Origin of the sequence: Mesorhizobium sp. WSM3859 (genome assembly GCF_002295065.1) — a bacterium.
Taxonomy (GTDB): Bacteria; Pseudomonadota; Alphaproteobacteria; order Rhizobiales; family Rhizobiaceae; genus Mesorhizobium.
The window spans coordinates 66319-92944 of record NZ_NSGG01000018.1 but is presented as its reverse complement, the minus strand read 5'-3'; the positions used below and the strand labels follow the sequence as shown (position 1 = coordinate 92944).

Below are 26626 nucleotides of genomic sequence, written 5' to 3'. Positions count from 1 at the left end.
TGCCAGTAATTCATTGCTGTTTCGCCGGGCGCAAGTCGCTGATTTCGAGGATGACGCCATGGGGGTCGGTCATGCTCGAATGTTCTACCAGATCGAAGGCCCAGCGGTGAGTGCTTTCTTCCACTTCGGCCCGGTAATCCCGGCCTTTGTGGAAAAGCGCGCGCGCCCCTTTGGTCAGCCAGGGCGCAGCCAGATCGAGCAGGTCGGGGAGCGCCGCCAGCGCCCGTGCCGTGACGATTTCCGGTTTAGAAACAAGCGCATAGCTGTCGTCGATGCGCTTCGCCAGGACCCGCGCCGGCAAATCGAACTGGCCCACGACAGACTGCAGGAACGACGCCTTCTTGCGGTTGCTTTCGACCAGGTCGATCGAGGCGCCGGGACGCTCCTTAAGCAGGAAGCCGAGCACCAATCCGGGAAACCCGCCCCCTGAGCCGAGATCGACCCAGCGTGTCGCGGCGGGCGCGATTCGCGCGAGCTGGGCGCTGTCCAGGATATGGCGCCGCCAGACGTCGTCCAGCGTCGATGGCGCCGCCAGATTGATGCTGCGGTTCCATTTCAGGAACAGCTGTTCGAAGGCCTGCAGCTGCTCGAATGTTTCACGTGAAACCGGACCCGCTGCTTTCTGCAGGTCCGCCCAGCCATTTGCGCTCACGCCACGGACCTTCGCGCGGCAAGCTCGGCATTGCGGACATGCGCGACGATGATTGCCAGCGCCGCCGGCGTCATGCCTTCCATGCGCTGCGCGTCGGCGATCGAGCGCGGCTGCCGCGTCTTCATCTTCTGCTTCAACTCATTCGAGAGGCCCGGTACATCCGCGAAGTCGATTCCCTCCGGGATGAGCCGTGATTCCTCATGCCTGACCTGCGCGACATCCGCCTGCTGGCGGTCGAGGTAAACCGAATATTTCGCTTCCGTTTTAAGCCGCTCGGCGGTCTTGGCGTCAAGCTCGGCAAAACGCGGCTCGACACGGGTAAGCCAGGCCATGTCGACACCAGGATGCGCCAGCAATTCATAGGCCGAACGGCGCACGCCGTCCTTGTTGATCTCCAGCCCGTGTCGCGCCGCCTCGTTCGGCGTCCAGGCCACCGACTTTGCCAGGATGCGAGCCTCGTCGAGCTTCTGGACCATCCCGCCGAAACGCCTCAGCCGCTCCGAAGAGGCGATACCAAGCTTCCCGGCCAGCGGCGTCAACCGCTCGTCGGCGTTGTCGGCGCGCAGCGAAAGCCTGAATTCGGCGCGCGAGGTGAACATGCGATAGGGCTCGGCGACGCCGCGGCTGGTGAGGTCATCGACCATCACGCCGATATAGGCTTCGGTTCGGCTGAGCACGACTTCGTCATCGCCGGCCGCCTTGCGCGCCGCGTTGATGCCGGCGAGCAGACCTTGCGCTCCGGCCTCTTCATAACCGGTTGTGCCGTTGATCTGCCCGGCAAGGAACAGGCCGGCGACACGCTTTGTCTCCAGCGTCGTCTTAAGCTCGCGCGGGTCGACATGATCATATTCGATCGCGTAACCCGGCTGCAGCATCGTCGCCTTTTCCAGCCCGGGAATGGTTTTCAGGATCTCGAGCTGAACGTCCTCCGGCAGCGAGGTCGAGATGCCGTTCGGATAGACGGTGTCATCATCGAGACCTTCCGGCTCCAGAAAAATCTGGTGGCCCTCGCGGTCGCCGAACTTGACGATCTTGTCCTCGATCGATGGGCAGTAGCGCGGGCCGACGCCTTCGATCGAGCCGGAATACATGGCCGAACGGCCGAGATTGGCGCGGATCAAATCATGCGTCGCCGGCATGGTGCGCGTGATGCCGCAATGGATCTGCGGATTGGCGATTGCGTTTGTCATCAGCGAGAACGGCACCGGATCCTCGTCCGCGGCCTGGCTTTCCAGCGACGCCCAGGCAATAGTGCGGCCATCGAGGCGAGGGGGCGTTCCGGTCTTGAGGCGCCCGAGCTTGAAACCCGCGCGCGCCATGGTGGTCGACAGCCCGTGGCTGGCCTGCTCGTTCATGCGGCCGGCGACGATCTTCTTCTCGCCGATATGGATCAGACCGCGCAGAAATGTGCCGGTTGTCAGCACGACGGCGCCGCAGGCAACCCGCCGGTCACCTGAAACCAGCACCGCCGCCACGCGGCCGTCCCGGATTTCGAGGTCGAGAACTTCGCCTTCAACGACATCGAGATTGTTCTGCTGCCGAATCGCTTCCTGCATGGCGAGCCGATAAAGCTTGCGGTCGGCCTGGGTGCGGGGACCGCGCACCGCCGGGCCCTTGCGGCGATTGAGCAGGCGGAACTGGATGCCGGCGGCGTCGGCAATGCGGCCCATCAGCCCGTCCATGGCGTCGATCTCACGCACGAGATGACCCTTGCCGAGACCGCCGATCGCCGGATTGCAGGACATGACGCCGATCGTGTCGAAACGCAGCGTCACCAGCGCGGTCCTGGCGCCAGCGCGCGCGGCAGCACTCGCCGCCTCGCATCCGGCATGGCCGCCGCCCACCACCACCACATCATAGTGATCGGTCATTTTTCCAAGAATCCGCTTTCAGAGATGGATTGACACATGTCCCCGCCACCCCGCGCTGTCAAGGACGAAGACCGGACTCGCCAGCGCGAATCGCTCACGCCAAGTCAAAGCCCCGATTTCCGAGGACGCTAAAGGTCGAGGACGGCGCTGCCCCTCATCGCCCTGCCGGGCACTTCTCCCCGTATAGTGACGGGGAGAAGGGGCTGGCCGCAACGACGGCGCCTCTCCTGCGACGCTGGCGATTAGCGAAACCGGCGATGAAAGCGCCCCTCCCCGTCACTATACGGGGAGAGGATGCCGGCAGGCAGGTGAGGGGCAGCGCCAGCGCCTGAAAAGGCTTCTCGTGAATACGACACTCGGAAGCCCCTATCGGACTCGTTTCACGTGAAACATCGATCGGCCCGATCGCATAGTGTTTCACGTGAGTCACTGCCGGACAGTTGGTCGCCCGGTGTTTCACGTGAATCACTTACCAATGCAGAACTGCGAAAAGATGACGTCGAGCAAATCTTCGACGTCGACGGCGCCGATGATGCGCCCGAGGCGCTCGGCCGCCAGCCGCAATTCCTCGGCGCGCAGCTCCTGGCTGTGCCCTGACAGCGCCGCCCGCAGAAAATCCATTGCCTCTCGCAGCAGCTCGACGTGGCGCATTCTGGATGGCAGGACGTCACCCGCCTCGCCAACCGCGGCAGCGGCCCGGCTGCCGATCTCGTCGAGAAGGCGCGCCAGTCCTCTGCCGTCCCTGGAAGAAATCACCAGGTCGTAGGCGCCGTCGTCCGCGTCGGCGATGTCCGACTTCGTGCCGATCCTCAGCAGCGGAGCCCCACCCGGGACGCCCCCGACAGGCGCCGGATCGGCCATATCCTCCAACAGCAGAACAAGATCCGCGGCGTCAGCTTTGGCCCGCGCCCTTTCGATGCCAATCGATTCCACCTTGCCCGCCGCGTCGCGTAGCCCGGCGGTATCGACAAGCCGCACCTTCAGCCCGTTGAGGTCCATGACGACCTCGAGCAGATCGCGGGTGGTGCCCGGTTCGTCGGTGACGATCGCAGCCTCGCGCTGTGCCAGCGCGTTGAACAGGCTTGACTTCCCGGCATTCGGTGCGCCGATGATCACCACTTCGAAACCGTCGCGGATGATCTCCGCGGCCTTGAACCCTTGGATGTGCCTTTCGATCTCGCCGATCATTACTGTCACGTCCGACCAAACCGCCTCCGAAACAGAGCCAGGCACATCCTCTTCGTCCGCGAAGTCGATCTCCGCCTCGATCATCGCTCGGGCGTGGATCAGGCGGCGGCGCCATTCAGAATAAAGCTGGCTCTGCGCGCCTTCGGCGTTGCGCAGGGCAAAGCGGCGCTGCGCCTCGGTCTCGGCATTGACCAGATCGGCCAGCGCCTCGGTCTCGACCAGATCGAGCCTGCCATTGAGAAAGGCGCGCCTGGTGAACTCCCCGGGCTCAGCGTGCCTGACGCCCTCGAAGCCGGTGATCGTCTCCAGCATCTTGGCAGCGACGGCGCGGCTGCCATGGACCTGGAACTCGGCGACATCCTCGCCGGTGAAACTGCCGGGGCCAGGGAAGAACAGCACGAGCCCATGGTCGATCGTCGAGCCATCCGCCGCCCTGAGCGTCCGCAAATTGGTAAACCGATCCTTAATTGGCCCGGCGATCGTTTCGACCACGAATCGAGTCCGAGGGCCAGAAATGCGGATAACGGCGATGCCGGCGGGCAGGCGGCCGCTGGACAGCGCTACGATCGAATCCTTCGAAGCCATTGGCGAAACCATTTGCCGGACCTGCCGAACCGCCTAGATTAAAAGGTAGAGCGTGTCGGCCGCTTCACCTTTCGGCATCACGCTCTGACCTCTGCCTCAAACCACGCCGAGCCGCCCATCGTGACCTTGCCCGCGCGAAACCTGCTTGCCGAAGAGGCCAGCCCCTATCTGCGGCAGCACAGCGACAATCCTGTCCATTGGCGCGGCTGGTCGCCGGCTGCCCTTGCCGAAGCCAAGGAGCTCGGGCGGCCGATCCTGCTCTCCATCGGCTACGCCGCCTGCCACTGGTGCCATGTCATGGCGCATGAAAGCTTCGAGAACGACGCCGTCGCGGCCGTCATGAACCGGCTCTACGTGAATATCAAGGTCGATCGCGAGGAGCGGCCGGACATCGACCAGATCTATATGGCCGCGCTCCACGCCATGGGCGAGCAGGGCGGCTGGCCGCTGACCATGTTTCTGACGCCCGAGGGCAAGCCGTTCTGGGGTGGCACCTATTTTCCGCGCGAGGCACGTTACGGGCGGCCGGGCCTCATCCAGGTACTGGAGGCGGTCGACAAGGCCTGGCGCGAAAAACAGCAGAGCCTCGCGGAAAGCGCCGACGGGCTGACCGCTCATGTGGAACAGCGGCTTGCCGGCGTGAAAGGCAGAGCGGTGCTCGACCGCGATACGCTCGCCGATCTCGCTGGCCGCATCGATGGCATGATCGACCGCAGTCTCGGCGGCTTGAAGGGAGCTCCAAAATTCCCCAACGCCCCCTTCATGCACACGCTCTGGCTCTCCTGGCTGCGCGACGGCCAGACCGCGCATCGCGACGCCGTGTTGGTGAGTCTCGAAAAAATGCTCGCCGGCGGCATTTACGACCATGTCGGCGGTGGCCTCAGCCGCTATTCCACCGACGCCGAATGGCTGGTGCCGCATTTCGAAAAGATGCTCTACGACAACGCCGAGCTCATCCGCCTGTGCAATTGGGCCTATGCCGCCAGCGGAAACGGCTTGTTCCGGGTACGAATCGAAGAGACCGTCGCGTGGCTGCTGCGCGAGATGCGGGTTGATGGCGGCGCGTTCGCCGCCAGTCTCGACGCCGACAGCGAGGGCGAGGAGGGGCTTTTCTACACCTGGAACCGCGACGAGATCGAGGTCGCGCTAGGCGACGACGCCCCGACTTTCTTCCGATATTTCGAGCTGGCCGCGCCGCATGGCTGGGAAGGCAAGCCGATCATCCGCCAGAGCGACGCGCAGCAAGCTCAGGGCGTCGCCGACTACACCAACCTTGCCCCCTTGAAAGCGAAGCTGCTGGCTGTCCGCGAACAACGCGTCAGGCCAGGCCGCGACGGCAAGGCGCTCACCGACTGGAACGGCCTGATGATCACGGCACTCGCGGAAGCCGGCCGCTCGCTTGGGCGCCCCGACTGGATCGAGGCAGCAGCCAAGGCTTTCTCCCATATCGTCGAGGCCAGCCAGGACGGCCGGCTGCCGCATTCCATGCTCGGCACGAAAAAGCTCTTCCCGGCACTGTCCAGCGATTACGCCGCCATGGCCAATGCCGCGATTGCTTTGTTCGAAGCGACCGGCAATCCGGAATATTCCGATCACGCCAGGCAGTTCATCGGCGAGCTCGACCGCTGGCACCTGGACAGCGACAAGACCGGCTACTGGCTGACGGCGTCGGACAGCGGCGACGTCCCGATCCGCATCCGCGGCGATGTCGATGAGGCGATCCCTTCGGCCACCAGCCAGATCGTCGAGGCGCTGGTGCGGTTGTCCTCGCTCACCGGCGGCCTCGAACTCTGGGAAAAGGCCTGGGCGACCGCCGAGCATGCCATGGGCCGCGCCGTGCAGCAGGCCTATGGCCAAGCCGGCATCGTCAACGCCTGCGCCCTGGCGCTCGAACCGCTGAAGCTCGTCATCATAGATAAGCCGGTGTCTTCAAGCCTCGTTCCGGTCGCGAATCGGAATCCTGATCCGCGCCGGGTCGACATCCTCGCGCCGATCGGTACGGAGGCGAATCGACCCCTCCTGCCGGGCGGCGTTCTGCCGCCGACGGACAAGCCAGGCGCCTGGTTCTGCAGCGGGCAGGTATGCCTGCCGATGGTGACGGATGCGGGCGAGTTGGAGAAGCTGTTGCGGCGACGCGCTTTCCCTTCTCCCCCTGTGGGAGAAGGTGTCGCCAAAGGCGACGGATGAGGGGTGCTCCAGGGAAAGCCAGCGTCTCACTCCGCTGGAACACCCCTCATCCGTCTCGGCGCTGCGCGCCGATCCACCTTCTCCCACAAGGGGAGAAGGGGAACCTTACCCAATCACGTATTCATCGAATCGAAGAAGTCGACGTTGGTCTTGGTCTGCTTGAGCTTGTCGATAAGGAACTCGATCGCGTCGGTCGTGCCCATCGGCGCCAGGATGCGGCGCAGCACGAAGATCTTCTGCAGGTCCGCGCGCGGAACGAGCAGGTCTTCCTTGCGGGTGCCGGACTTGAGGATGTCCATCGCCGGGTAGATGCGCTTGTCGGCCACCTTGCGGTCGAGCTGGATTTCGCAGTTGCCGGTGCCCTTGAACTCTTCGAAGATGACTTCGTCCATGCGGCTGCCGGTGTCGATCAGCGCCGTGGCGATGATGGTCAGCGAGCCGCCCTCCTCAATGTTGCGGGCGGCGCCGAAGAAGCGCTTCGGGCGCTGCAGCGCGTTGGCGTCGACACCGCCGGTCAGCACCTTGCCGGATGACGGCACGACGGTGTTGTAGGCGCGGCCGAGACGGGTGATCGAATCGAGCAGGATGACCACGTCGCGGCCATGCTCGACCAGGCGCTTGGCCTTCTCGATGACCATTTCGGCGACCTGCACATGACGCGCCGCCGGCTCGTCGAAGGTGGACGAGATCACCTCGCCCTTCACCGAGCGCTGCATGTCGGTCACTTCCTCCGGGCGCTCGTCGATCAGAAGCACGATCAGATAGCATTCCGGATGGTTGGCGGTGATCGAGTGGGCGATGTTCTGCATCAGCACCGTCTTGCCGGTGCGCGGCTGCGCGTTGATCAGTGCACGCTGGCCCTTGCCGATCGGCGCCACCAGGTCGATGACGCGCGGCGAGATGTCCTTCGAGGTCGGATTGTCGACCTCCATCTTCAGCCGCTTGGTCGGATAAAGCGGCGTCAGATTGTCGAAGTGGATCTTATGACGGATCTTCTCGGGATCGTCGAAATTGATGGTGTTGACCTTGAGCAGGGCGAAATAGCGCTCGCCCTCTTTCGGGCTGCGGATCGGCCCTTCGACCGTATCGCCGGTCTTGAGCGAAAAGCGCCTGATCTGCGACGGCGAGATATAGATGTCGTCGGGACCTGGCAGGTAGTTGGCGTTGGCGGAGCGCAGGAAGCCGAAACCGTCCTGCAGCACCTCGACGACGCCGTCGCCGATGATCTCGATGTCCTGGGCGGCGAGCTTCTTCAGGATCGCGAACATCAGCTCCTGCTTGCGCATGACGCTGGCGTTCTCCACCTCGAGCGATTCGGCATAAGCGATCAGCTCTGGCGGCTTCTTGTTCTTGAACTCTGCGAGTTTCATTTCTTGCATTAGATAGACTCTGGGTAGGCTTTGGGGAGAAAAATCGGCTGAATACGACAAATGCCGGGCGCGGCCGAAAGCGAGTGAAAGGGGCGGCGCATGACGGGAAGGAAGACCCGTCTTTTATCGTCGGTCGCCTGAAAGAGCAAGCCGCCTTTTGCGGACCCCGGCCGATCTCTGGAAGTCCTAGAACGGCTTCACGATGACCAGGATGACGATGACGATCATCAGCAATGTGGGGATCTCGTTGACGATCCGCCAGTGCTTCGCCGGTTTTTCGTTCTTGTCCTCGGCGAATTTCCTGACCGCGCCGGCGAGATAGCCATGCAGACCCGACAAAACGAGCACCAGCGCGATCTTGGTGTGCAGCCAGCCGCCCTGGAAGCCGAAGCCTTTCCAGGCCAGCCAAAGGCCGAACACCCAGGTCACGATCATCGCCGGATTGATGATCCCCCTGAGCAGCCGGCGCTCCATCACCTTGAAAGTCTCGGACTGCACGGAGCCCTTCTCGGCATCGACGTGATAGACGAAAAGCCGCGGCAGATAGAGCATGCCAGCCATCCAGGCGATCACCGCGATCACATGGATGGCCTTGGCCCAAAGATAGAAGCCGTCGCCGGCCACCAAATAGAGAAGGGCGGTCGCGACCACGAGAACGGCAATACCGATGGCCATGCGCTTCATCGCTTGGCCAGTGCTGTTCTCGTAGCCTGCATTGCTCATCGATGGTTCCTCACCATTTTCACCATCGCTTCGACATGCGCCACCGGCGTCTCTGGCGTGATGCCATGGCCAAGATTGAAGATCAGCGGCCCGCCGCCCAGCATCTTCAGGATGGACTCGACGCCATCGGCCAGCGCCTTGCCGCCGGCGACCAGGCGCAGCGGATCGAGATTGCCTTGCACCGCGCCTTCGCGCTGCAACTCCTTCGCCATAGACAAAGGCACGGTCCAGTCCAGGCCGAGCCCGGCGATACCGGTCTTCTTCCTGTAGTCGCGATAGCGCTCGCCGGCACCCTTCGGAAACCCGATCACCGGCACGTCGGGGTGCGCCGCCTTCACTTGGCCAACGATCTCGGCCACCGGCTCGACGCAGAAAGCCTCGAAAGAGGGTTCATCCAGAACGCCCGACCAGGAATCGAAAATCTGCACCGCATCGGCGCCGGCTTCGATCTGGCGGATGAGATAGGCAGCCGAATGGTCTGCCAGAATTTTGAGAAGTCGCGCGAAGGCCCCGGGCTCTCGATAGGCGAAAAGCCGCGCAGGGCCCTGGTCGGGCGTCCCATGCCCGGCAATCATATAGGTCGCCACCGTCCAGGGCGCACCGCAGAAGCCGAGCAGCGTGATCTCGTCAGGCAGCTTCGCGCGCAGCCGGCGCACGGTCTCGTAGACCGGTTCGAGATTCACGTGAAACATCTCGCCGTTCAGCGCCGCAATCCCGGCCGCCGTGATCGGCTTCAGGACCGGCCCGCGACCCTCCTCAAAGCGCACATCCCGCCCAAGGGCATTGGGCACGACGAGAATGTCGGAGAACAGGATCGAGGCGTCGAAGCCGAAGCGTTCGATCGGCTGCAGCGTCACCTCGACGGCGAGGTCCGGATCATAGCAGAGATCGAGAAAGGATCCGGCGCGCTTCCTTGTCTGTCTATACTCCGGAAGATAGCGGCCAGCCTGACGCATCATCCAGAGCGGCGGCGGTGAAACCGTCTGGCCCTTGAGGACGTCGAGCACGATCCGTTTCCCAGCCATCCAGCGCTGCCCTCTCTACAGCGCCGCGCGTCCTTAGACGCGCAAAGGACGCTGTAGCGCTTTCATTTAGCGCATGATCCTTTCCGAACCTCCGGTTCGGGGTCATGCGCGCCCACTTAAATCAAATATCTATTTTAAAAGAGTCTTCTGATTCTAAGAGTCTGTTGGTTGTGATGGTTGCGACCTGTCCAGCCTGCGGCCCTAAAAGGCCAGTCAGCATATTGTCGCGCACTCGCTTTCGCAAATTGGAGGGATCTGGGGACAAGGACGATTCAGGCTTTCGAGTCAAAAGCTTGGCCGGTCCGCTCCGAAATCCGGGCTGTGGACGAAACCGGCCCAGAAAAGTTGATCCCCAGTTTTGTCCCCAGCGCCACGGCAAAGCCTACAGCAGGTCGAATTGTGGACAAGCGGCCATCTGATACAGTCGCTTCCTTATCCGAGGCCCGCCCATCCAGCCTTGTCCACAATTGCCCACAGCCTGGACCCATCCCCTGTGAACAAACCTCAGAGCTTCTTCCACCTGCACCTGATTTCCGACGCCACCGGCGAAACGCTGCTGGCGGCCGGCCGCGCGGCGTCCGCGCAATACAAGGACGCGCGCGCCATCGAACATATCTATCCGCTGATCCGGACCGAGAAGCAGGTCGCCAAGGTGTTCGAGGATATTGAGGAAGAGCCCGGCATCATCCTCTACACGGTCGTCGACGAGAAGCTGGCGCGCTCGATCGACGAGCGCTGCGCTACCATGGGCCTGCCTTGCGTCTCGGTGCTGGAGCCGGTGCTCGCCGTCTTCCAGTCCTATCTCGGCACGCCGGCCGGCCGCCGCGTCGGCGCCCAGCATGTGCTCGACGCCGAATATTTCCGCCGCATCGATGCGTTGAACTTCACCATGGAGCATGATGACGGTCAGCTGCCGGCGAATATGGATGATGCCGATATCGTGCTGATCGGCATTTCGCGCACCTCGAAGACGCCGACCTCGATCTATCTCGCCAACCGCGGCATCAAGACCGCCAACATCCCGATCGTGCTCGGCGTGCCGTTGCCTGAGAGCCTGGTCGAGGCCAAGAAGCCATTGGTCGTCGGCCTGATCGCCACGGCCGAGCGCATCTCGCATGTCCGGCAAAACCGCATTCTCGGCAACAGCGCCGCCTTCGTGCCGACCGACTATGTCGATCGCGCCGCGATCAACGAGGAGCTCGCCTATGCGCGCCAGCTCTGCACAAGGCATGGCTGGCCCATGATCGACGTCAGCCGCCGCTCCATCGAGGAAACGGCGGCGGCGATCGTTGCCCTGCGGGGCAAGACGCGGTAAATGGCCGAACTCTCGGTTTTCCGAGCGAATTTGCGAAGGTCGGCGCTGCCCCTCACCTGCCTGCCGGCATCCTCTCCCCGTATAGTGACGGGGAGAGGGGCGCTCTCGCCGTTGGTTTCGCCAATCGCCAGCGTTGCCGCATGAGCTTCCGCGTTGAAGCTGCCGCTTTCTCTCCGTCACTATACGGGGAGAAATGTCCGGCAGGACAATGAGGGGCAGCGCCGACCAGCTAAAGTGAAGCTCCTGATAAGCAAACCGCGCCTGTGCCCGCACCCGAGTGAAAAATGCCCGAAAAGATCATCCTTGCCTCCGGCAGCCCATTCCGAAAGACCGTGCTCGTCAATGCCGGCCTCGACATCGAGGCGGTGCCGGCCGATGTCGACGAGCGCGCGCTCGAGGCTCCGTTGAAGGACAGCGGCGTTTCGCCGGAAGACGTCGCCTCGATCCTGGCGGAGGCCAAGGCGACCGAGGTCAGCGAGCGCAGGCCCGGCTCTCTGGTGCTCGGCTGCGACCAGACCCTGTCGCTGGGCGATGAGGTCTTTCACAAGCCGGCCGACATGGAAAGCGCGCGGAGGCATCTGCTGGCTTTGTCGGGCAAGACACATCAGCTGAACAGCGCCGCCGTGCTTTGCCGCGACGGCGAAGTGCTGTGGCGCCATGTCGGCATTGCCAGCCTCACTATGCGCAAGCTCGACCCCGCCTTCATCGGCCGGCATCTGGCGCGGGTCGGCGCCAAGGCGCTGTCCAGCGTCGGCGCCTATCAGATCGAGGGCGAGGGCATCCAGCTGTTCGAGAAGATCGAAGGCGACTATTTCACCATCGTCGGCCTGCCCTTGCTGCCGATCCTGAAGGAGCTGCGCGCGTTGGGAGCGATCGATGGCTGAGAAACGAGCCTTTGTCACCGGACATCCGATCGCCCATTCCCGCTCGCCGAAAATCCATGGCCACTGGCTGACGAAATACGGCATCGACGGCAGCTACCAGACGATCGATGTGGCGCCGGCCGATTTCGCCGCGTTCCTCAAATCTCTCGGCGAGGATGGCTACCGCGGTGGCAATGTCACCATTCCACACAAGGAAGCCGCCTTCGCCGGCGTCGCGCGCCGCGACCGTGCGGCCGATGAAATCGGCGCTGTCAACACGCTATGGTTCGAGGATGGCGTTCTCTGGGGCGGCAATACGGACGGCTACGGTTTTGCCGCCAATCTTGACCAGTATGCGCCGGGCTGGGCGGCCAATGGACCGACTGTGGTGCTGGGCGCCGGCGGCGCCTCCCGCGCCGTCATCCACGCGCTGAAAGAGCGTGGCATCAAGGATATCCGCATCGTCAATCGGACGCTGGCGAGAGCTGAGGAACTCAGCCGCCATTTCGGCGCCGGAGTCTCGGCGCATGCTGCGGCCGCGGTCGGCGAGCTGCTTGCCGATGCCGGCCTGCTGATCAACGCCACGGCGCTCGGCATGCATGGCGATGCGACGCTCTCCGCCGATCCGGCCGGCTTGCCGGACCGCGCCATCGTCACCGACATCGTCTATGTGCCGCTGGAGACGCCTTTGCTTGCCGCCGCCCGGGCGCGGGGGTTGAAGACGGTCGACGGGCTCGGCATGCTGCTGCACCAGGCCGTGCCCGGCTTCGAACGATGGTTCGGCAGGAAGCCCGAAGTCACGCCCGAATTGCGGCGCATGATTGTCGCCGACATCGAGGGCCATTGATGATCGTGCTCGGCCTCACCGGATCGATCGGCATGGGAAAATCGGCGACGGCGAAGATGTTCGCCGAGGCCGGCGTGCCGGTGCATGATTCCGACGAGACCGTGCATCGCCTTTATTCCGGCAAGGCGGCGCCTTTGGTCGAGGCGGCCTTCCCGGGCACGACTGAGGCGGGCGTGGTCGACCGCGAAAAGCTCGCCGGAAAAGTGCTCGGCGATCCCGCCGCGCTGAAGAAGCTCGAGGCGATCATCCACCCGCTGGTGCGGGCCGACGCCGATGCGTTTCTGGCGAAGCATCGCGCCGCCGGCGCGCCGCTCGCCGTGCTCGACATCCCGTTGTTGTTCGAAACCGGCGGCCGCAACCGCGTCGACAAGGTCGTGGTCGTCACCGCGTCGCCCGAGATCCAGCACGAGCGTGTGCTGGCGAGGCCTGGCATGAGCGAGGAGAAGTTTTTATCGATCCTCGCCAAGCAGGTGCCCGACGCCGAGAAGCGCCGCCAGGCCGATTTCGTCGTCGACACCGGACAAGGTTTTGATGCCGCCCGTGCGGCAGTCGACGCGATCATCACTGAACTCTCAGGGGAAAAGTCCGGCAAAGCCAGCTCCTGACGTCTGCCGTCAGCAGTCCCCATTGCCATTTTGTTCTGGTTCGTGATTCTGCTCTTTGGAGCGGATTGATTCGAATGCGTGAGATCATCTTCGATACGGAAACCACCGGCCTCGATTTGCGCGAAGACCGCATCATCGAGCTCGGCGGCGTCGAGTTGGTCAACCGTTTCCCGACCGGCCGCACCTTCCATAAATTCATCAATCCGCAGGGCCGCGCCATCCACGCCGAGGCGCAAGCCGTGCATGGCATCAGCGCCGCCGACCTTGTTGGTAAGCCAGTATTCGCCGAAATCGTCGATGAGTGGCTGGCCTTCACCGATGGCGCCAAGCTGATCGCCCACAACGCCACCTTCGACCTCGGCTTCCTCAATCTCGAATACAGCCGGCTCGACCATCCGGCCATCGATCCCGGCCGCATCATCGACACGCTGGCGCTGGCGCGCCGCAAGCATCCGATGGGGCCGAACTCGCTTGATGCGCTCTGCCGGCGCTACGGCATCGACAACACCCGCCGCACCAAGCACGGCGCGCTGCTCGACTCCGAGCTGCTGGCCGAAGTCTATATCGAGCTCATCGGCGGCAAGCAGGCGGCGCTGGTGCTGGAAGCCGTTGCGGTGCAGATGAACGGTGCCGGCGAGGTGGCCGATATCGACGTCTCGATCGGCGCGCGGCCCATCGCCCTGCCGCCGAGGCTGAGCGAAGCGGACCGCGCGGCGCATGTCGGGCTGGTTTCGACGCTTGGCGAAAAGGCGCTTTGGCTGAAGGTGGCGGTAGGCTGAGAGCTTTTGGCACCGACGTCGGAGATTAGCCGAATCCCTCTGTGACGTCGTCATACTCAGGCTTGACCCGAGTATCCATGCCGTGACCGCCACCGTAGGGCGCAGCGGTGCAGAATTCTGTAACCGCAGCAACGCCTTAGCGTAACGGCATCGATTCCAGGGTCTGCGCGCTTCGCTTCGCTCCTTGCTCCGCCCTGGAATGACGACCGCACGGAGGCCTTCGCTCAGAGGTGTACAACAAAAAGCCCGGCCGAAGCCGGGCTCTCGATACGGTGTGGCGCAGACCCGCCTCAGCTCACCTGGACCTTGCTCGCGGCCTGGTCCTCGGCGATGCGCTGCTGGAACATCTGCGCGAAATCGATCGGGTCGAGCATCAGCGGCGGGAAGCCGCCATTGCGGGTGGCATCGGAGATGATCTGGCGGGCGAAGGGGAACAGGAGCCGCGGGCACTCGATGAACAGGATCGGCAGCATGTGCTCCTGCGGGAAGCCCGAGATGGCGAAGACGCCGCCATAGACCAGTTCGACATTGAACAGCACTTCCTGGTCGAAGGAAGCCTTGGCGTTCAAGGTCAGGTTGACGTCGAACTGCTTGTCCGAAAGCGGATTGGCGTTGACGTTGACATTGATCGCGATGCCGGGCGCCTTGTCGCGGCCGCGCAACGAATTCGGCGCGCCGGGGCTTTCGAAGGACAGATCCTTCACATATTGCGCAAGCACATTGAGCGAGGGCTGGTTCTGGGTGCCGTTGCCGTTGGCGGCGCCGGTCGCCGCGTCATCGTTGCTGGCCATGAGCCTTTAGTCCTTCTGCCTGGGCAGCATTGCTGACCGGATTGAAATCGCGGGTTCGCTACCATGCTCGGTCTGACAAAACAAGTTTTGCCGCCCCCGTCGGGCAAAGGGCCTGGGACTAGTCGTTTTTCAGCCGCCGCCAGGGCGAATTGTGATCCGGCCGGTTCGGATAATCGTCGCGCGAATAGTCGCTGTCGTCGAGATCGATGACAGTGTCGCGCCGGCGCGCCGAAAAGCCGCTGCTGAAGCTAGTCGCCATGACGATGCGGCTCTTGAGCAGGCGCCAGGCGAAGTCGCGCACCGGCGGCAGCAGCAGAAGAATGGCGAAAATATCGGTGATGAAGCCCGGGATGATCAAGAGGATCGCCGCCAGCACGATCATCGCGCCATGCGCGAGCTGCCGGCTGGGATCATGCCCGGCATCCATCTCGGCCCGCACCCGCGTCATGACGCCGAAACCCTGATGCCTGAGCAGCAGGCTGCCGGCGACGCTGGACAGGATGACCAGCCCGACCGTCGCCAAGGCGCCGATCTCGCGGCCGACGACCACGAAGCCGGCGATCTCCAGCAGCGGTAGCAGGAGCAGGAACAGCGGGATGAACGAAATGCGCAAAGTTTCGACCGATCGCTTTCTTCTTTTGGGGCGCTCGCGGACAATCGCCGCTGGCCTTGGCGCTCTTAGATAGGTATGGCTGCCTTTGATTTGAATGATTGCGCCTGCCGTTCTATATGCTTTGGGTGTTGAACGCTACGCGACCGCGATCCCCGAGGGGTTACGCCGGTCCGGCAAGAACAGGGTTCGAGTTGGCGGAAAATATGGGTTTCTTCGACTTCGGCACGATTTTCTTTTTGATTGCGGCGGTTGTGATCTTTTTCCAGCTGCGCAACGTGCTCGGACGTCGCACCGGCAACGAGCGCCCGCCCTTCGATCCCTATTCGGCGAGCCGCACGCGCGAGGCCGATACGGCGCAGAAGCCAGAAAACGTCGTGTCGCTGCCGCGCAAGCGCGCGCCGGGCGAAAGCGCCGCCGAAACCTATGCCGACATCGACGCCTTCGCCAAGCCGGACACCGATCTGAATAAGGGCCTGCGCACGATCAAGGACAATGACGCGTCCTTCGAGCCCAAGAGCTTCGTCGACGGCGCCAAGATGGCCTATGAGATGATCGTCATGGCCTATGCCGACGGCGACCGCAAAACGCTGAAGAATCTTCTGTCGCGCGAGGTCTATGACGGCTTCGTCGCCGCCATCGGCGAACGCGAGGCGAAGTCGGAAAAGATCCAGTCCTCCTTCGTCGGCATCGACAAGGCCGACATCGTCGCCGCGGAGATGAAGGGCTCGGAAGCACATATCACGCTGCGCGTCGTCTCCGAGCTGATCTCGGCGACCCGCGACAAGGCCGGCGCCGTCATCGACGGCGATCCGGAAACGGTGGCCGAGGTCAAGGATGTCTGGACCTTCGCCCGCGACACACGCTCGCGCGACCCGAACTGGAAGCTCGTCGCCACCGAAGAAGAAGATTAATTTCTGGCGGCGGGGCTCGGTCGTGCCGCTCTTTCCCACATTCGGCGAAAAATCTTTCGATGACCTTCCGGCGTGGGGCGAGGATGACCACGCCGCGGCTTTCGCTGCGTTCCGGCGCTCAGCCTTCCACGCGCCCATAAAACCTTATCGCACCGGTTCGCTCGGCGTCGATTTCAACGCCTTTGCCGATGCCTATGCCGAGGCGCGCGCCGTTTCGGCGCCGAATCGGTCGGAAGCGCGATCCTTCTTCGAACGGCATTTCGTTCCCACTCTGGTCATGCCCGACAATGACGGCGCCGGCCTGGTGACCGGCTTCTACGAGCCGGAGGTCGAGGCCTCGCCGGTCAGGACGGAACGGTTCACCGTGCCGCTGCTATCCCGCCCCGCCGACCTGATCGACATCGATGACGGCAACCGGCCGGTCGCCATGGATCCTTATCTGGCCTTCGCCCGCCAGACGAATGAGGGCCCAGTCGAATATTTCGACCGCGGCGCGATCGAGCGCGGCGCGCTGGCCGACAAAAAGCTCGAAATCGCCTGGCTCGCCGAAAAGGTCGACGCCTTCTTCATCCATGTGCAGGGCGCAGCTAGGCTGAAGATGACCGACGGCAGGCTCGCCCGCGTCACCTATGCCGCCAAGTCCGGCCAGCGCTTCACCGGTCCCGGCAGGATCTTGAGCGATCTCGGCGAGATCCCGCTGGAAAAGGTGACGATGCAGTCGATCCGCGCCTGGTTCAAGGCGCATCCGGACCGGGTCGACGAGATCCTCTGGCAAAACCGCTCCTATATCTTCTTCCGCGAAGCCGCGGTCGACGACGCCGCGCTTGGGCCGATCGCCGCCGCCAAGGTGCCGCTGACGCCGGGGCGCTCGGTCGCCGTCGACCGGCTGCTGCACACTTTCGGCACGCCCTTCTATATCGACGCGCCGTTGCTCACCGCCTTCGACCAAAAACCGTTTCGGCGGCTGATGATCGCGCAGGACACCGGCTCGGCCATCACCGGGCCCGCCCGCGGCGACCTCTTCGCAGGCTCCGGCGATGCCGCCGGTGAGATCGCCGGCGTGGTCCGCAACGCGGCCGATTTCTATGCGTTGGTTCCGCGTGCGCTTGTGAAAGGAGCGGCCCAGTGAGCCGCCGCGACGATCATCTCAGCGACGACGACCGCATCCTGTGGAACCTGGTGGCGCGTTCGGCCCGGCCCTTGAAAGGCAAGACCGCGGTCGAGATTCCCGAAATCATTGAGCCCAAGCCGACGCCGGCCGCCGCTCCGGTCAACGGTATCCCGGCCGTCGCGGCAAAACCGAAGACGCCGCATGTAGCGCACGCGCTCGACGACCAGACGCTGCACAAGTTGAAGAAAGGCCGGCTGCCGATCGAAGGCCGTGTCGACCTGCACGGCATGACGCAGGACGAGGCCTATTCGCTGCTGCTCACCTTCCTGCATCGGGCGCATGCCGGCGGCATTCGTTACGTTCTGATCATCACCGGCAAGGGCTCGTCCTCCGGCGGCGACGGCATCCTACGCCGCGCCGTGCCGGCCTGGCTCTCGACGCCGGCCTTCCGCCATCTCGTCTCCAGCCACGATCACGCGGCCCGCAACCATGGCGGCTCGGGCGCGCTCTATGTGCGGCTGCGGCGGACGCGCCCATGAGGGGCTCGGCAATGAGGGGCTCGGCAATTGGCAGGCCGACATGACCCCGTTCGGCGAGAAGCTCAGGGCCCTGCGTGCCGAACGCGGCGTCAGCCAGAAGGCGATGGCCGAGGCCATCGGCGTCAGCGCCGCCTATCTGTCGGCGCTCGAGCACGGCCGTCGCGGCGCGCCGACCTGGACGCTGATCCAGAAGATCATCGGCTATTTCAACATCATCTGGGACGATGCCGAGGACCTCGCCCGCCTTGCGGAGAGCTCGCACCCGAGGGTCAGGATCGACACCTCCGGCCTGTCGCCGGCGGCGACCGAGCTTGCCAATCTCTTGGCTGAAAGCATCGAAAAGCTCGATGAAGAGCAGCTGCGGAAAATCACAGCATTGGTCCGGACCGCGCTGCGCAGATAGTTTGCCCGGGTGACAACGGCCGCGGTTGGCCGAAGCGCCGGAACTTCGTCATCCACGGGCGAAGCGGACACGCAGACCCGAGGATCCATTTCGTGACCTCGCGCCAGGGGTAGAGGCGGCGCAGAACGGAGGTAGTTCTGCACCGCGTCACTTCGCTGCTTGCTCCGCCATGGAATGACGGCGGCGCGAGGCCAAGGCTCCCGTGTACGATTCGCGGGCAGCCCTCATTTTCCGATCAGAACTTGCCGGCGGCGCCGTTGGTGCTGCCGCGGTCGCCCTTGCCCTGATGGCCTTGATGGTCGCGGCCGCCATTGCCGCCGCCAAGGCAGTTCTCGGAGCCGACGCTGCAGCAGCGGCCGCTCCACAGGTCATTGAGATTGGTCGCGGCGCAGCTTTTGTAGGTCTGGTCCGCCAGGGCCGATCCGGTCAGGGCCGACACGGCGACGGCGGCAAGAAGGGTGTTGCGCAGAAAGGCAGTCATTTGAGGTCTCCATGGTTGGGTTTGCCATTCACGGCTGTGTGTCGCCGGCTGAACGGAAACGGTTCATGGAGTCGCCTGAAAATCTTCGGAGGCCCATCGCTTTCGCCATCCACGGGCGGAGCGGGAGCGAAGCGGACGCGCAGACCCGAGGATCCATTCCGTAACCTCGCGCGAAGGGTAAAAGCGGTGCAGAACAGAGGTCGTTCTGCACCGCGAATGACGCCTGTAGGTAACGGAATGGATTCTAGGGTCCGCGCTGCGTCGCTACGTGTTTCTTGCTTCGCGCGGGGATGAAAGCCGCGTGGGCCTCCGCCTATTGCACCGAACCGACCAGCACTGCCTGGCCGTCGCGGATCGAGACCCAGCGTCCGGTGTTGTCGATCGCCTGGCGCTTGAGGAAGCGGTAGCCGGTGGCGTCCCAGACTTTGACCTTGTCGGTCAGATTGTCGAGCACATAGTCGCCCTTGTCGGTGCGCACCGTGAGCACCGAATGGCCTTCGCCATCCGGCTTGCGCACGACGGTGATCAGGAGATCGGCGAGCGACATGCCCATGCGATAAAGCTGGCGGCGCTTTTCCAGCACATAGTCCTCGCAGTCGCCATAGCTGTCATCCGGATAGGCCCAGACTTCATCCTTGCCGTAGTGATCGAGATCGCTCAACGGCTTGACGGCGGCGTTGACCTTGGCGCTGACGTTGACCAGCTTGCGCCACAGGCCGTCCGTCATCCTGGCCGGCTCGAGATCGGCCGGATGGATGTTGCATTCGTTCGGGCGCGCTTTGCAGAAATCATAATGTCCGATCGGCTGCGAGGTCAGGCCGCCCGTGGCCATCGCGCCCGCCGCCCAGGCGGGCACCGCCCAGTGAGCCGAAATCGCCAGCCCTGCGACTGAACACAAACGCAGTATCCGCGTCATAGCTGAGGAAGTCATTGCCCCCGCCGCCCTCTCTTTATTAACGAAACGTTAAAGGCGATTTACAGTCCGTGTCAATTAGAGACCGCGGCCAGTTTGACGGCATGGTTACCTCGACGATCCCGTAGCGGCACTTTCGCAACAGAGGCAACGGCGCAACACCAGCGGCCGCCGCCTAGCGGTGGAAAGTTCGCGCTGGCGCGGCCTGCGGCGTTCAGCCTTTCGCCGAACGGACCAGTCTCGGCTTGGTCGCCACACGCTGCTGGCGGCCATAGCTGGAAATGAAGTCGGCGATGCGCGGCACGATTTCGGAGCGGAAGCGCGAGCCGTTGAAGACGCCGTAATGGCCGACCGCCGGCTGCATGTAATGGACATGCTTGTCGGCGGGAATGTTGACGCACAGATCATGCGCGGCCTCGGTCTGTCCGAGCCCGGAAATGTCGTCGGTCTCGCCCTCGATGGTGAGCAGCGCGACGTTGCGGATCGCCGTGCAATCGACCGTCTCGCCGCGATGCGTCATCTCGCCCTTCGGCAAAGCGTGGCGCACGAACACGGTGTCGACCGTCTGCAGGTAGAATTCCGCTGTCAAGTCCATCACCGCCAGATATTCGTCGTAGAAGTCGCGGTGTTTTTCGGCGCCGTCGCCGTCGTTCTTCACAAGATGCATGAAGAAGTCCTTGTGCGCGATGATGTGGCGGTCGAGATTCATGCTCATGAAGCCCGAAAGCTGCAGGAAGCCCGGATAGACCTCGCGGCCGAAGCCAGGCACCGGCCACGGCGCCTGCATGATGACATTGTCGCGGAACCAGGCGGTGCCCTTTTCCTCGGCCAGAAGATTGACCGCGGTCGGGTTGCGGCGCGTGTCGATCGGGCCGCCCATCAGCGTCATGGTCGAGGGCACGAAAGGATCGCCGCGCTTCTCCATCAGCGCCACCGCCGCCAGCACCGGCACCGAAGGCTGGCACACGGCCATCACATGCGTATCGGGGCCGAGCGCATGGAACATCTCGACGACGTAGTCGATATAGTCATCGAGATCGAAGCTGCCTTGCGCCACCGGCACCATGCGGGCGTCGACCCAGTCGGTGATATGCACGTCGGCGTGAGGCAGCATCGCCTCGACAGTGCCGCGCAGCAGCGTCGCGTAGTGGCCCGACATCGGCGCCACGATCAAAAGCTTCGGGTCAGGCTTGCGCCCCGCGGGCAGCGCGCGCTCGAAACGCACGAGATTGCAGAAGGGCTTCGACCAGACCGTCTTTTCGGTGACGTCGACGCTCTTCCAGTCGACCGTCGTCTTATCCAGGCCGAATTGCGGCTTGCCGTAGCGGCGCGTGGTGCGCTCGAAGAGTTCCGCGGTCGCTGCGACCGAACGGCCGAAGGGGGTGTGGGAGATCGGATTGAGCGGGTTGGAGTAGAAGAGCCGCACCGCGTCGGCATAGAGGCGGGCCGGCTGCAGCGCCGCATGGTTCATTTCGTAGAGCTGGTAGAACATCGAGAACCTCGCTGCCGTCCATCGACCAAAGGACGACGAACAGCGCCGAGCCTTGCATGTCTCCCGGCGAGGTTAACGAGATATTGTTGCGATGCAATACGTCATTTTGTCTGACGAATGCTTCTTTGGTTCAACCTGTTGAAAATCGGGCTTGAGCGGGCGAGCCGGCTCACTGTGCGGTGCCGAAATGTGAAGGATATGTGTCCGGCCCTCCACGCCGGACACCGGCCATAATCCAGAACCCTGGGGCTGCGTTGGATTATGGCCCGGCGAAAACGGTAAAGCGCTCTAGACGCGCGCCATGCAGACGGCGGTGTGGCCCGAGCCGATGAAACCGAGCTGGCTGGCGGCGCCGCGGGAGAGGTCGAGCACGCGTCCCCTCACGAACGGACCGCGATCGTTGATGCGCACGACGACGCTGCGGCCATTGTCTTTGTTGGTGACCCGAAGCTTGGTGCCGAAGGGCAGGGAGCGATGGGCGGCAGTCAGTGCCGAGGGGTTCATGCGTTCCCCTGAGGCGGTTCTGGAATGCAGCGCATACCAGGAAGCGCGGCCGCATTGCGCGGCGGCGGAGGAGGCGGACGAGGCGCCAGCCATCAGCCCAGCCGCGATCGTTACCGCGACAAGCGCGGTCTGGTTGGTTCTCTTCATGCTTTGGGGGTGGCTCCGTTGATCGAGTAGCCCCGCGTAAGTACCGAATGAGGCGGGAAATGCGGCAGCCTTCTGGCGGTTCCATGGCGACGGCACACGTTTGGAGTCGCCGCGAAACAGTTTGTCATGATATTCTTGGAGCCGGCAAGGCGTATTCTTGATGAATATCGGATCACTATCCGGGACGTTCCGGACAAGATCGGTACCCAAGATTGGAAGTACAGAGAAACCGGATTATTCCGATTCCTCGACGTCTTTTGTTGCGTCCCTGTTGCAGTTCAGGATCGACTTCCGGAGAGGGTCCAGCCGATGCGATTGATCAGGTTTGTGCTGGCGCTGATTGTGCTGGGGCTGGGCGCGCTATGGTCGCTGCAGGGCCTCGGCCTGGTGGGCGGCAGCTTCATGACCGGCCGGACGCAATGGCTCTATATCGGGCTCATCGCCATGCTGGTTGGCATCGTCGGGCTGCGCTGGGCGAACCGCTCGCGTGTCTGAACTTGCTGTGCCGGCGGGCGGCGACGCGCGCGCCGCGCTCAGACCCGGCTGAACAGGTGATCCAGGATGGTGCCCTCGATATGGGCAAGCTCCGCCGAACCGTGGCGGCGTGGCCGGGCCACGGGCACGTCGAGGTCGAGGGCGATCCTGCCGGCGCCGATCACCACGACGCGGTCCGCGAGCGCGACGGCCTCGCCGACATCGTGCGTCACCAGCACGGCGGTGAACTTCTGGTCGAGCCATATCCGTTCCAGAAGCTGCTGCATCTCGATGCGGGTCAGCGCGTCCAGCGCGCCAAGCGGCTCGTCCAGCGCCAGGATCTGCGGCTGGCCGACCAGGGCGCGGGCAAGCGCGACGCGCTGCTTCTGACCGCCCGACAGCACCGACGGCCACTCGTCCGCGCGGTCGGCGAGCCCGACCTCGTCCAACATGGCAAGCGCCCGCTGCCTGGCGTCAGTGCCGCCGGCGATGCCGGTCAGTCCGATCTCGACATTCTTCACCACGCTCGCCCAGGGCAGCAGCCGCGGTTCCTGGAACATGAAGCGCGTGCGGCTGTGACCCTCCTCGGCGGCGCCGAAGGTCAGCGAACCGCTGGTCGGGCGGTCGAGCCCGGCCAGCAGCCGAAGCAGCGTGCTCTTGCCGCAGCCGCTCTTGCCGATGACGGCCAGGAACTGTCCGGCCCGCACGTCGAGGCTGATGCCGTCGAGCACGATCTTGTCGCCGAAGCGTTTTCCCACCTCCTTGAAGGCGAAGGCGCGGCGGCCCTCGACCGAGCCGATCGTCCGGGCTTGCGCCGGCGTGGCGACGAGGGAGCGTGCGGCGGTGAGGGCGGCGGCTGGCATCTTTGTTCTCACCCTTTCTGGAAAGCCGGATGCCAGCCGAGCGACAGGCGCTCGAGCAGGCGGGCCAGGCTGTCGGCGAGCTTGCCGAGCAGCGCGTAGATCAGGATCGACAGCACCACGACGTCGATCAGAAGGAACTCGCGCGCCTGCATGGCCATGTAGCCGAGGCCGGAACTGGCCGAGATCGTCTCGGCGACGATCAGGGTCAGCCACATGATGCCCAGCGCATAGCGCAGGCCGACAAAGATCGACGGCAGCGCGCCGGGCAGGATCACCCGGAAGAACAAGGCGCGCCGGTCGAGCCCATAGACCCGGCCCATCTCGACCAGCTGCGGATCGACGCTCTGGATGCCGAGCAGCGTGTTGACATAGATCGGGAAGAACACGCCGAGCGCCACCAGGAAGAGTTTTGCTTCCTCGTCGATGCCGAACCACAGGATGACGAGCGGGATCAGCGCCAGATGCGGGATGTTGCGGATCATCTGCAGCGTCGTGTCGGTCAGGCCGCGGCTCAGCGTCGACAATCCGTTGGCGAGGCCGAGCACGAAGCCGATCGAGCCGCCTATGGCGAAGCCCGACAGCGCCCGCAAAGTGGAGACGCCGATGTTGCGGATCAGCTCGCCGGACAGGGTCAGCCGCCAGAAGGCCTCGGCCACCGCGCTCGGCGCCGGCAGCACATTGGCCGGGATCAGGCCCGCGCGCGCCGCGGCTTCCCAGCCGGCGATGATTGCCGCGGGCAGCAGCCAGCCGGCCGCGCCGTTGCGGGCAAGGCGGATGGCCAGGCTCATGACGCGGCCTGCAGGCGGCTGGCGCCGTGGAAGCCGACCGAGAATTCGTTGGCGATATTCTTGTGCGCCCGCTGCCGCTGCGTGCCGAGGCCTAGCCGCGGGAACAGGAGCTCGGCAACGCGATAGGCTTCCTCGAGATGCGGGTAGCCGGAGCCGATGATGGTGTCGATGCCGATCGCCTGGTATTCGCCGATGCGCTCGACGATCTGCTCCGGCGTGCCGACCAGCGCCGTGCCGGCGCCGCCGCGCACCAGGCCGACTCCGGCCCAAAGGTTCGGTGAGACGACGAGCCGGTCGCGCCGGCCGCCATGCAGCTCGGCCATGCGCCGCTGCCCGACCGAATCCATCTCCTTGAGGAAGCGCGCCTGGGCGTTCTCGATCTGCGCGTCGGTGACATGGCTGATCAGCCGCTCGGCGGCGCGCCAGGCCTCGTCCTCGGTCTCGCGCACGATGAAATGCAGCCTGATGCCGAAACGCAGCTTGCGGCCGCGCCGCGCCGCCTTCTCGCGCGCCGCGGCGATCTTGCCCGAGACCTGCGCCGGCGGCTCGCCCCAGGTCAGATACATGTCGACGAGATCGGCCGCGAGCTCCTGGCCGGCATCGGAGGAGCCGCCGAAATAAAGCGGCGGCCGCTCCTGCAGGGGCAAGAGATCGAGCCGGCCGTTCTCGACGCGGTAGTGCTTGCCTTCGAAATTCACCCGCTCGCCGGATACCAGCCCGCGCCAGATGGTCAGGAATTCGTGTGCCTGCGCATAACGCTCGTCATGCGGCAGGAACACGCCGTCGCCGGCAAGCTCGGTCGGATTGCCGCCGACCACGACATTGAGCAGCAGGCGGCCGTTGCTCAGCCGGTCGAGCGCCGCGGTCTGGCGCGCCGCGAAGGTCGGCAGCGTCACGCCGGGTCGCAGCGCGACCAGGAATTTAAGCCTCTCGGTCAGCGTCGCGAGGCCGGTGGCGGTGATCCAGGAATCCTCGCAGTTCTGCCCGGTGGGCAGGAGCACACCGGGGAAGCCCAGCCGGTCCACCGCCTGCGCGATCTCCTTGAAGTAGCCGAATTCGGGCGGACGCTGCTGCTTCTCGGTGCCGAGATAGGTTCCGTCGCCATGTGTCGGGATGAACCAGAAGAAATCGAGCGGGCTGGCTGAAGCGGTCATGGCTGATACCCGGGAGAAGGCAGGAGAAAATACGGCGGCGCCGGGCGTTCGCCGCCCGGCGCCGTGGACGAAAATCAGTTGCCCGGCGCGGTCCAGACGGCGTCGGAGATCCGCACCGCCTTCGGGATCAGCCCGAGCTTGAAGAAGCGGTCGGCCGTCGCCTGCTGGCCGGCGACGATCTCGGCGGTGATCGGATAGATGCCGAACTTGGTGCGATTGGCGGCGATCGTCTGCGCGTCGAGCGGCACGCCGGTCACCTCATGCAGCGCCTCGGCCACCTTGTCGCGATTCTGGTCCGCCCATTTTGCCGCGTCGCCGAGCGCGGCGATCGTCGTCGAGACGAAATCCGGACGCGCCTTGGCGAAATCCTTGTTGGCGAGGAAATAGGTGTTGACCTGGAGCACGTCGATGGAGCGGGCAAGCACCCGCGGCTGATAGCGCGTTTCAGCGATGGCGAAGAACGGATCCCACACCGCCCATGCATCGATCTGGTCGCTGGCGAAGGCGGCCGCCGCATCGGCGGGGCTGAGGTAGACGGGCGTGACCTGGTCGAAGGGGATGCCGGCTTTCTCCAGGGCGGCAACGACCAGATTGTGCGCGCTGGTACCCTTGCCGACGCCGATGCGCTTGCCCTTGAGGTCGGCCAAGGACTGGATCGGCGAGGCCGGTTTGACGAAGATCGCCTCGCCCTTGCCGTTGGACGGCAGCGCGGCGGCATAGACGATGTTGGCGCCGGCCGACTGGCCGAAGATCGGCGGCGCGTCGCCGGTCCAGCCGACATCGATGGCGCCGACATTCAAGGCTTCCACCAGCGGCGGGCCGGCGGTGAACTCGACCCACTTCACCGTGACGCCCTTGTCGGCCAGCGCCTTTTCGATGATCTTCTGCTGCCGGGCGATCACCGGCAGGCCGGTCTTCTGGTAGCCGATGTTGAACGCCTTGAGATCATCCGCCGCGGCACCGAAGGATGTCGTCCCAAAGGATGCGGCAAAGGCCGCCGCTGCCAGCAGGCCGACGCCGAAAGCGCGTCTCGTCAGATTGAACATGACCCTCTCCTTCGTTGGTCCCGGAGCTGCCGGGCCGTTTGAATAAGGTCAGGCTAGGTAAATCTATAAAGTTAGTAGAGGAACGATCTTGCGAGTTCGCGGCGCAAGTCGGAATCATTTTCTACAAGCAGCGGCGGTCGACCACACATCGCCTCGCCGGAACAAAGAATGCTCCTGCGCCCCGATCACTGCGACCAGTACTGCCAGGCCCAGTAGAAGCTCTCGTCACGGGGCGGCAGACGATCGCGGTCGCCGGCCAGAAACACCGGCGTCGGCGACTTCGGTTCGTCTTCCTGTCGTGTGTCGCTCGGCGGCAAACGCAACAGCCAAGCGCCGACATGCGCGAACAGCACCGCGGTGGAATGGGTCACAAGTCCTACTCCTTC

28 protein-coding genes are annotated in these 26626 nt (G+C 64.2%); 11 read left to right on the top strand and 17 right to left on the bottom strand.

The window, feature by feature from the left end; all coding sequences use genetic code 11:
• Positions 1-10: 10 nt before the first annotated feature.
• The 3 genes from rsmG to mnmE all read right to left on the bottom strand — a co-directional run bounded on the left by rsmG (position 11) and on the right by mnmE (position 4296).
• Positions 11-652, bottom strand: a complete 642-nt coding sequence (rsmG, locus tag CK230_RS28680; RefSeq protein ID WP_095820169.1) for a 16S rRNA (guanine(527)-N(7))-methyltransferase RsmG — start codon at positions 650-652, stop codon at positions 11-13.
• The gene (mnmG, locus tag CK230_RS28675; RefSeq protein ID WP_095820168.1) at positions 649-2523 is read right to left on the bottom strand and encodes a tRNA uridine-5-carboxymethylaminomethyl(34) synthesis enzyme MnmG; all 1875 of its coding nucleotides are present in this window, start codon (positions 2521-2523) and stop codon (positions 649-651) included. Before mnmG ends, rsmG begins: the two co-directional genes overlap by 4 nt.
• 465 nt (positions 2524-2988) lie before the next feature.
• Positions 2989-4296, bottom strand: coding sequence for a tRNA uridine-5-carboxymethylaminomethyl(34) synthesis GTPase MnmE (gene mnmE, locus CK230_RS28665; protein WP_095820167.1), 1308 nt, complete (start codon positions 4294-4296; stop codon positions 2989-2991).
• 120 nt (positions 4297-4416) lie between these two features.
• Between mnmE and CK230_RS28660 the strand changes: the two genes are divergently transcribed.
• The gene (locus tag CK230_RS28660; RefSeq protein ID WP_095820166.1) at positions 4417-6483 is read left to right on the top strand and encodes a thioredoxin domain-containing protein; all 2067 of its coding nucleotides are present in this window, start codon (positions 4417-4419) and stop codon (positions 6481-6483) included.
• A gap of 113 nt (positions 6484-6596) precedes the next feature.
• On the opposite strand, the gene rho is transcribed toward CK230_RS28660, so the two are convergent.
• The 3 genes from rho to hemE form a co-directional block, all read right to left on the bottom strand.
• Complete coding sequence (gene rho / locus CK230_RS28655) at positions 6597-7862, bottom strand: transcription termination factor Rho (protein ID WP_095820165.1); 1266 nt, start codon at positions 7860-7862, stop codon at positions 6597-6599.
• Between the two features lie 177 nt (positions 7863-8039).
• Positions 8040-8576 (bottom strand): protoporphyrinogen oxidase HemJ, encoded by a 537-nt coding sequence (hemJ, locus tag CK230_RS28650; protein ID WP_095820164.1) that lies wholly within the window; start codon positions 8574-8576, stop codon positions 8040-8042.
• Entirely contained in the window at positions 8573-9601 is a 1029-nt protein-coding gene (hemE, locus tag CK230_RS28645) for a uroporphyrinogen decarboxylase (protein ID WP_095820163.1), read from the bottom strand. The genes hemJ and hemE overlap by 4 nt, the downstream gene beginning before the upstream one ends.
• 493 nt (positions 9602-10094) lie before the next feature.
• Between hemE and CK230_RS28640 the strand changes: the two genes are divergently transcribed.
• From CK230_RS28640 to dnaQ, 5 genes are all read left to right on the top strand, one after another.
• Positions 10095-10916 carry a pyruvate, water dikinase regulatory protein gene (locus CK230_RS28640; protein ID WP_095820162.1) on the top strand — a complete coding sequence of 274 codons (822 nt, stop codon included), beginning with the start codon at positions 10095-10097 and terminating at the stop codon, positions 10914-10916.
• 284 nt (positions 10917-11200) lie between these two features.
• Positions 11201-11800, top strand: coding sequence for a Maf-like protein (locus CK230_RS28630; RefSeq protein ID WP_095820161.1), 600 nt, complete (start codon positions 11201-11203; stop codon positions 11798-11800).
• Positions 11793-12626, top strand: a complete 834-nt coding sequence (locus CK230_RS28625) for a shikimate dehydrogenase (RefSeq protein ID WP_095820160.1) — start codon at positions 11793-11795, stop codon at positions 12624-12626. The genes CK230_RS28630 and CK230_RS28625 overlap by 8 nt, the downstream gene beginning before the upstream one ends.
• Positions 12626-13231 carry a dephospho-CoA kinase gene (gene coaE, locus CK230_RS28620; RefSeq protein ID WP_095820159.1) on the top strand — a complete coding sequence of 202 codons (606 nt, stop codon included), beginning with the start codon at positions 12626-12628 and terminating at the stop codon, positions 13229-13231. The genes CK230_RS28625 and coaE overlap by 1 nt, the downstream gene beginning before the upstream one ends.
• Before the next feature lie 74 nt (positions 13232-13305).
• Positions 13306-14010: a DNA polymerase III subunit epsilon gene (gene dnaQ / locus CK230_RS28615; protein ID WP_095820158.1), complete on the top strand. Its 705-nt coding sequence runs from the start codon at positions 13306-13308 to the stop codon at positions 14008-14010.
• A 290-nt stretch (positions 14011-14300) separates the two neighbouring features.
• Here the strand turns inward: dnaQ and secB are convergent, their stop codons facing one another.
• Together secB and CK230_RS28605 are read right to left on the bottom strand one after the other, a co-directional pair.
• Positions 14301-14801 carry a protein-export chaperone SecB gene (gene secB / locus CK230_RS28610; protein WP_042645309.1) on the bottom strand — a complete coding sequence of 167 codons (501 nt, stop codon included), beginning with the start codon at positions 14799-14801 and terminating at the stop codon, positions 14301-14303.
• Between the two features lie 118 nt (positions 14802-14919).
• Complete coding sequence (locus CK230_RS28605; RefSeq protein WP_095820157.1) at positions 14920-15414, bottom strand: FxsA family protein; 495 nt, start codon at positions 15412-15414, stop codon at positions 14920-14922.
• Positions 15415-15617: 203 nt separating this feature from the next.
• On the opposite strand from CK230_RS28605, the gene CK230_RS28600 reads away from it, so the two are divergent.
• The 4 genes from CK230_RS28600 to CK230_RS28585 are packed head-to-tail and all read left to right on the top strand — an operon-like array spanning position 15618 to position 18378.
• Complete coding sequence (locus tag CK230_RS28600) at positions 15618-16325, top strand: Tim44/TimA family putative adaptor protein (RefSeq protein ID WP_095820156.1); 708 nt, start codon at positions 15618-15620, stop codon at positions 16323-16325.
• 22 nt (positions 16326-16347) lie between these two features.
• Positions 16348-17454, top strand: a complete 1107-nt coding sequence (locus CK230_RS28595; protein ID WP_095820155.1) for a murein transglycosylase A — start codon at positions 16348-16350, stop codon at positions 17452-17454.
• Positions 17451-17975, top strand: coding sequence for a Smr/MutS family protein (locus tag CK230_RS28590; protein WP_095820154.1), 525 nt, complete (start codon positions 17451-17453; stop codon positions 17973-17975). Before CK230_RS28595 ends, CK230_RS28590 begins: the two co-directional genes overlap by 4 nt.
• A gap of 40 nt (positions 17976-18015) precedes the next feature.
• Positions 18016-18378: a helix-turn-helix transcriptional regulator gene (locus CK230_RS28585; protein ID WP_095820181.1), complete on the top strand. Its 363-nt coding sequence runs from the start codon at positions 18016-18018 to the stop codon at positions 18376-18378.
• Positions 18379-18613: 235 nt separating this feature from the next.
• Here CK230_RS28585 and CK230_RS28580 read toward each other — a convergent pair whose 3' ends face one another.
• From CK230_RS28580 to CK230_RS28565, 4 genes are all read right to left on the bottom strand, one after another.
• Positions 18614-18859 (bottom strand): hypothetical protein, encoded by a 246-nt coding sequence (locus tag CK230_RS28580; protein WP_095820153.1) that lies wholly within the window; start codon positions 18857-18859, stop codon positions 18614-18616.
• Between the two features lie 313 nt (positions 18860-19172).
• A complete protein-coding gene (locus CK230_RS28575) occupies positions 19173-19790 on the bottom strand; it encodes a transglutaminase-like cysteine peptidase (RefSeq protein ID WP_095820152.1) in 618 nt (205 codons plus the stop codon).
• A 196-nt stretch (positions 19791-19986) separates the two neighbouring features.
• Complete coding sequence (locus tag CK230_RS28570) at positions 19987-21264, bottom strand: polyhydroxyalkanoate depolymerase (RefSeq protein ID WP_095820151.1); 1278 nt, start codon at positions 21262-21264, stop codon at positions 19987-19989.
• 288 nt (positions 21265-21552) lie between these two features.
• On the bottom strand, positions 21553-21915 hold the full coding sequence (locus CK230_RS28565) for a septal ring lytic transglycosylase RlpA family protein (RefSeq protein WP_095820150.1): 363 nt from the start codon (positions 21913-21915) through the stop codon (positions 21553-21555).
• A gap of 309 nt (positions 21916-22224) precedes the next feature.
• Here CK230_RS28565 and CK230_RS28560 point away from each other — a divergent pair, with 309 nt between their 5' ends.
• Positions 22225-22410, top strand: a complete 186-nt coding sequence (locus tag CK230_RS28560; protein ID WP_095820149.1) for a hypothetical protein — start codon at positions 22225-22227, stop codon at positions 22408-22410.
• A gap of 38 nt (positions 22411-22448) precedes the next feature.
• Here CK230_RS28560 and CK230_RS28555 read toward each other — a convergent pair whose 3' ends face one another.
• The 5 genes from CK230_RS28555 to CK230_RS28535 form a co-directional block, all read right to left on the bottom strand.
• Complete coding sequence (locus CK230_RS28555) at positions 22449-23252, bottom strand: ATP-binding cassette domain-containing protein (RefSeq protein ID WP_095820148.1); 804 nt, start codon at positions 23250-23252, stop codon at positions 22449-22451.
• 8 nt (positions 23253-23260) lie between these two features.
• Positions 23261-24040, bottom strand: a complete 780-nt coding sequence (locus tag CK230_RS28550) for an ABC transporter permease subunit (protein WP_095820147.1) — start codon at positions 24038-24040, stop codon at positions 23261-23263.
• The gene (ssuD, locus tag CK230_RS28545) at positions 24037-25194 is read right to left on the bottom strand and encodes an FMNH2-dependent alkanesulfonate monooxygenase (RefSeq protein ID WP_095820146.1); all 1158 of its coding nucleotides are present in this window, start codon (positions 25192-25194) and stop codon (positions 24037-24039) included. The genes CK230_RS28550 and ssuD overlap by 4 nt, the downstream gene beginning before the upstream one ends.
• A 74-nt stretch (positions 25195-25268) precedes the next feature.
• On the bottom strand, positions 25269-26240 hold the full coding sequence (locus tag CK230_RS28540; protein WP_095820145.1) for a sulfonate ABC transporter substrate-binding protein: 972 nt from the start codon (positions 26238-26240) through the stop codon (positions 25269-25271).
• A gap of 185 nt (positions 26241-26425) precedes the next feature.
• Complete coding sequence (locus tag CK230_RS28535) at positions 26426-26611, bottom strand: hypothetical protein (RefSeq protein WP_095820180.1); 186 nt, start codon at positions 26609-26611, stop codon at positions 26426-26428.
• Positions 26612-26626 lie beyond the last annotated feature (15 nt).

Excerpts from the sequence above, each read along its gene's own strand:
- mnmG (WP_095820168.1), bottom strand. The coding sequence starts at position 2,523 with ATGACCGATCACTATGATGTGGTGGTGGTGGGCGGCGGCCATGCCGGA.
- mnmE (WP_095820167.1), bottom strand. The coding sequence starts at position 4,296 with ATGGCTTCGAAGGATTCGATCGTAGCGCTGTCCAGCGGCCGCCTGCCC.
- rho (WP_095820165.1), bottom strand. The coding sequence starts at position 7,862 with ATGCAAGAAATGAAACTCGCAGAGTTCAAGAACAAGAAGCCGCCAGAG.
- hemJ (WP_095820164.1), bottom strand. The coding sequence starts at position 8,576 with ATGAGCAATGCAGGCTACGAGAACAGCACTGGCCAAGCGATGAAGCGC.
- hemE (WP_095820163.1), bottom strand. The coding sequence starts at position 9,601 with ATGGCTGGGAAACGGATCGTGCTCGACGTCCTCAAGGGCCAGACGGTT.
- CK230_RS28630 (WP_095820161.1), top strand. The coding sequence starts at position 11,201 with ATGCCCGAAAAGATCATCCTTGCCTCCGGCAGCCCATTCCGAAAGACC.
- CK230_RS28625 (WP_095820160.1), top strand. The coding sequence starts at position 11,793 with ATGGCTGAGAAACGAGCCTTTGTCACCGGACATCCGATCGCCCATTCC.
- coaE (WP_095820159.1), top strand. The coding sequence starts at position 12,626 with ATGATCGTGCTCGGCCTCACCGGATCGATCGGCATGGGAAAATCGGCG.
- dnaQ (WP_095820158.1), top strand. The coding sequence starts at position 13,306 with ATGCGTGAGATCATCTTCGATACGGAAACCACCGGCCTCGATTTGCGC.
- secB (WP_042645309.1), bottom strand. The coding sequence starts at position 14,801 with ATGGCCAGCAACGATGACGCGGCGACCGGCGCCGCCAACGGCAACGGC.
- CK230_RS28600 (WP_095820156.1), top strand. The coding sequence starts at position 15,618 with ATGGGTTTCTTCGACTTCGGCACGATTTTCTTTTTGATTGCGGCGGTT.
- CK230_RS28585 (WP_095820181.1), top strand. The coding sequence starts at position 18,016 with ATGACCCCGTTCGGCGAGAAGCTCAGGGCCCTGCGTGCCGAACGCGGC.
- CK230_RS28580 (WP_095820153.1), bottom strand. The coding sequence starts at position 18,859 with ATGACTGCCTTTCTGCGCAACACCCTTCTTGCCGCCGTCGCCGTGTCG.
- CK230_RS28575 (WP_095820152.1), bottom strand. The coding sequence starts at position 19,790 with ATGACTTCCTCAGCTATGACGCGGATACTGCGTTTGTGTTCAGTCGCA.
- CK230_RS28570 (WP_095820151.1), bottom strand. The coding sequence starts at position 21,264 with ATGTTCTACCAGCTCTACGAAATGAACCATGCGGCGCTGCAGCCGGCC.
- CK230_RS28565 (WP_095820150.1), bottom strand. The coding sequence starts at position 21,915 with ATGAAGAGAACCAACCAGACCGCGCTTGTCGCGGTAACGATCGCGGCT.
- CK230_RS28560 (WP_095820149.1), top strand. The coding sequence starts at position 22,225 with ATGCGATTGATCAGGTTTGTGCTGGCGCTGATTGTGCTGGGGCTGGGC.
- CK230_RS28555 (WP_095820148.1), bottom strand. The coding sequence starts at position 23,252 with ATGCCAGCCGCCGCCCTCACCGCCGCACGCTCCCTCGTCGCCACGCCG.
- CK230_RS28550 (WP_095820147.1), bottom strand. The coding sequence starts at position 24,040 with ATGAGCCTGGCCATCCGCCTTGCCCGCAACGGCGCGGCCGGCTGGCTG.
- ssuD (WP_095820146.1), bottom strand. The coding sequence starts at position 25,194 with ATGACCGCTTCAGCCAGCCCGCTCGATTTCTTCTGGTTCATCCCGACA.
- CK230_RS28540 (WP_095820145.1), bottom strand. The coding sequence starts at position 26,240 with ATGTTCAATCTGACGAGACGCGCTTTCGGCGTCGGCCTGCTGGCAGCG.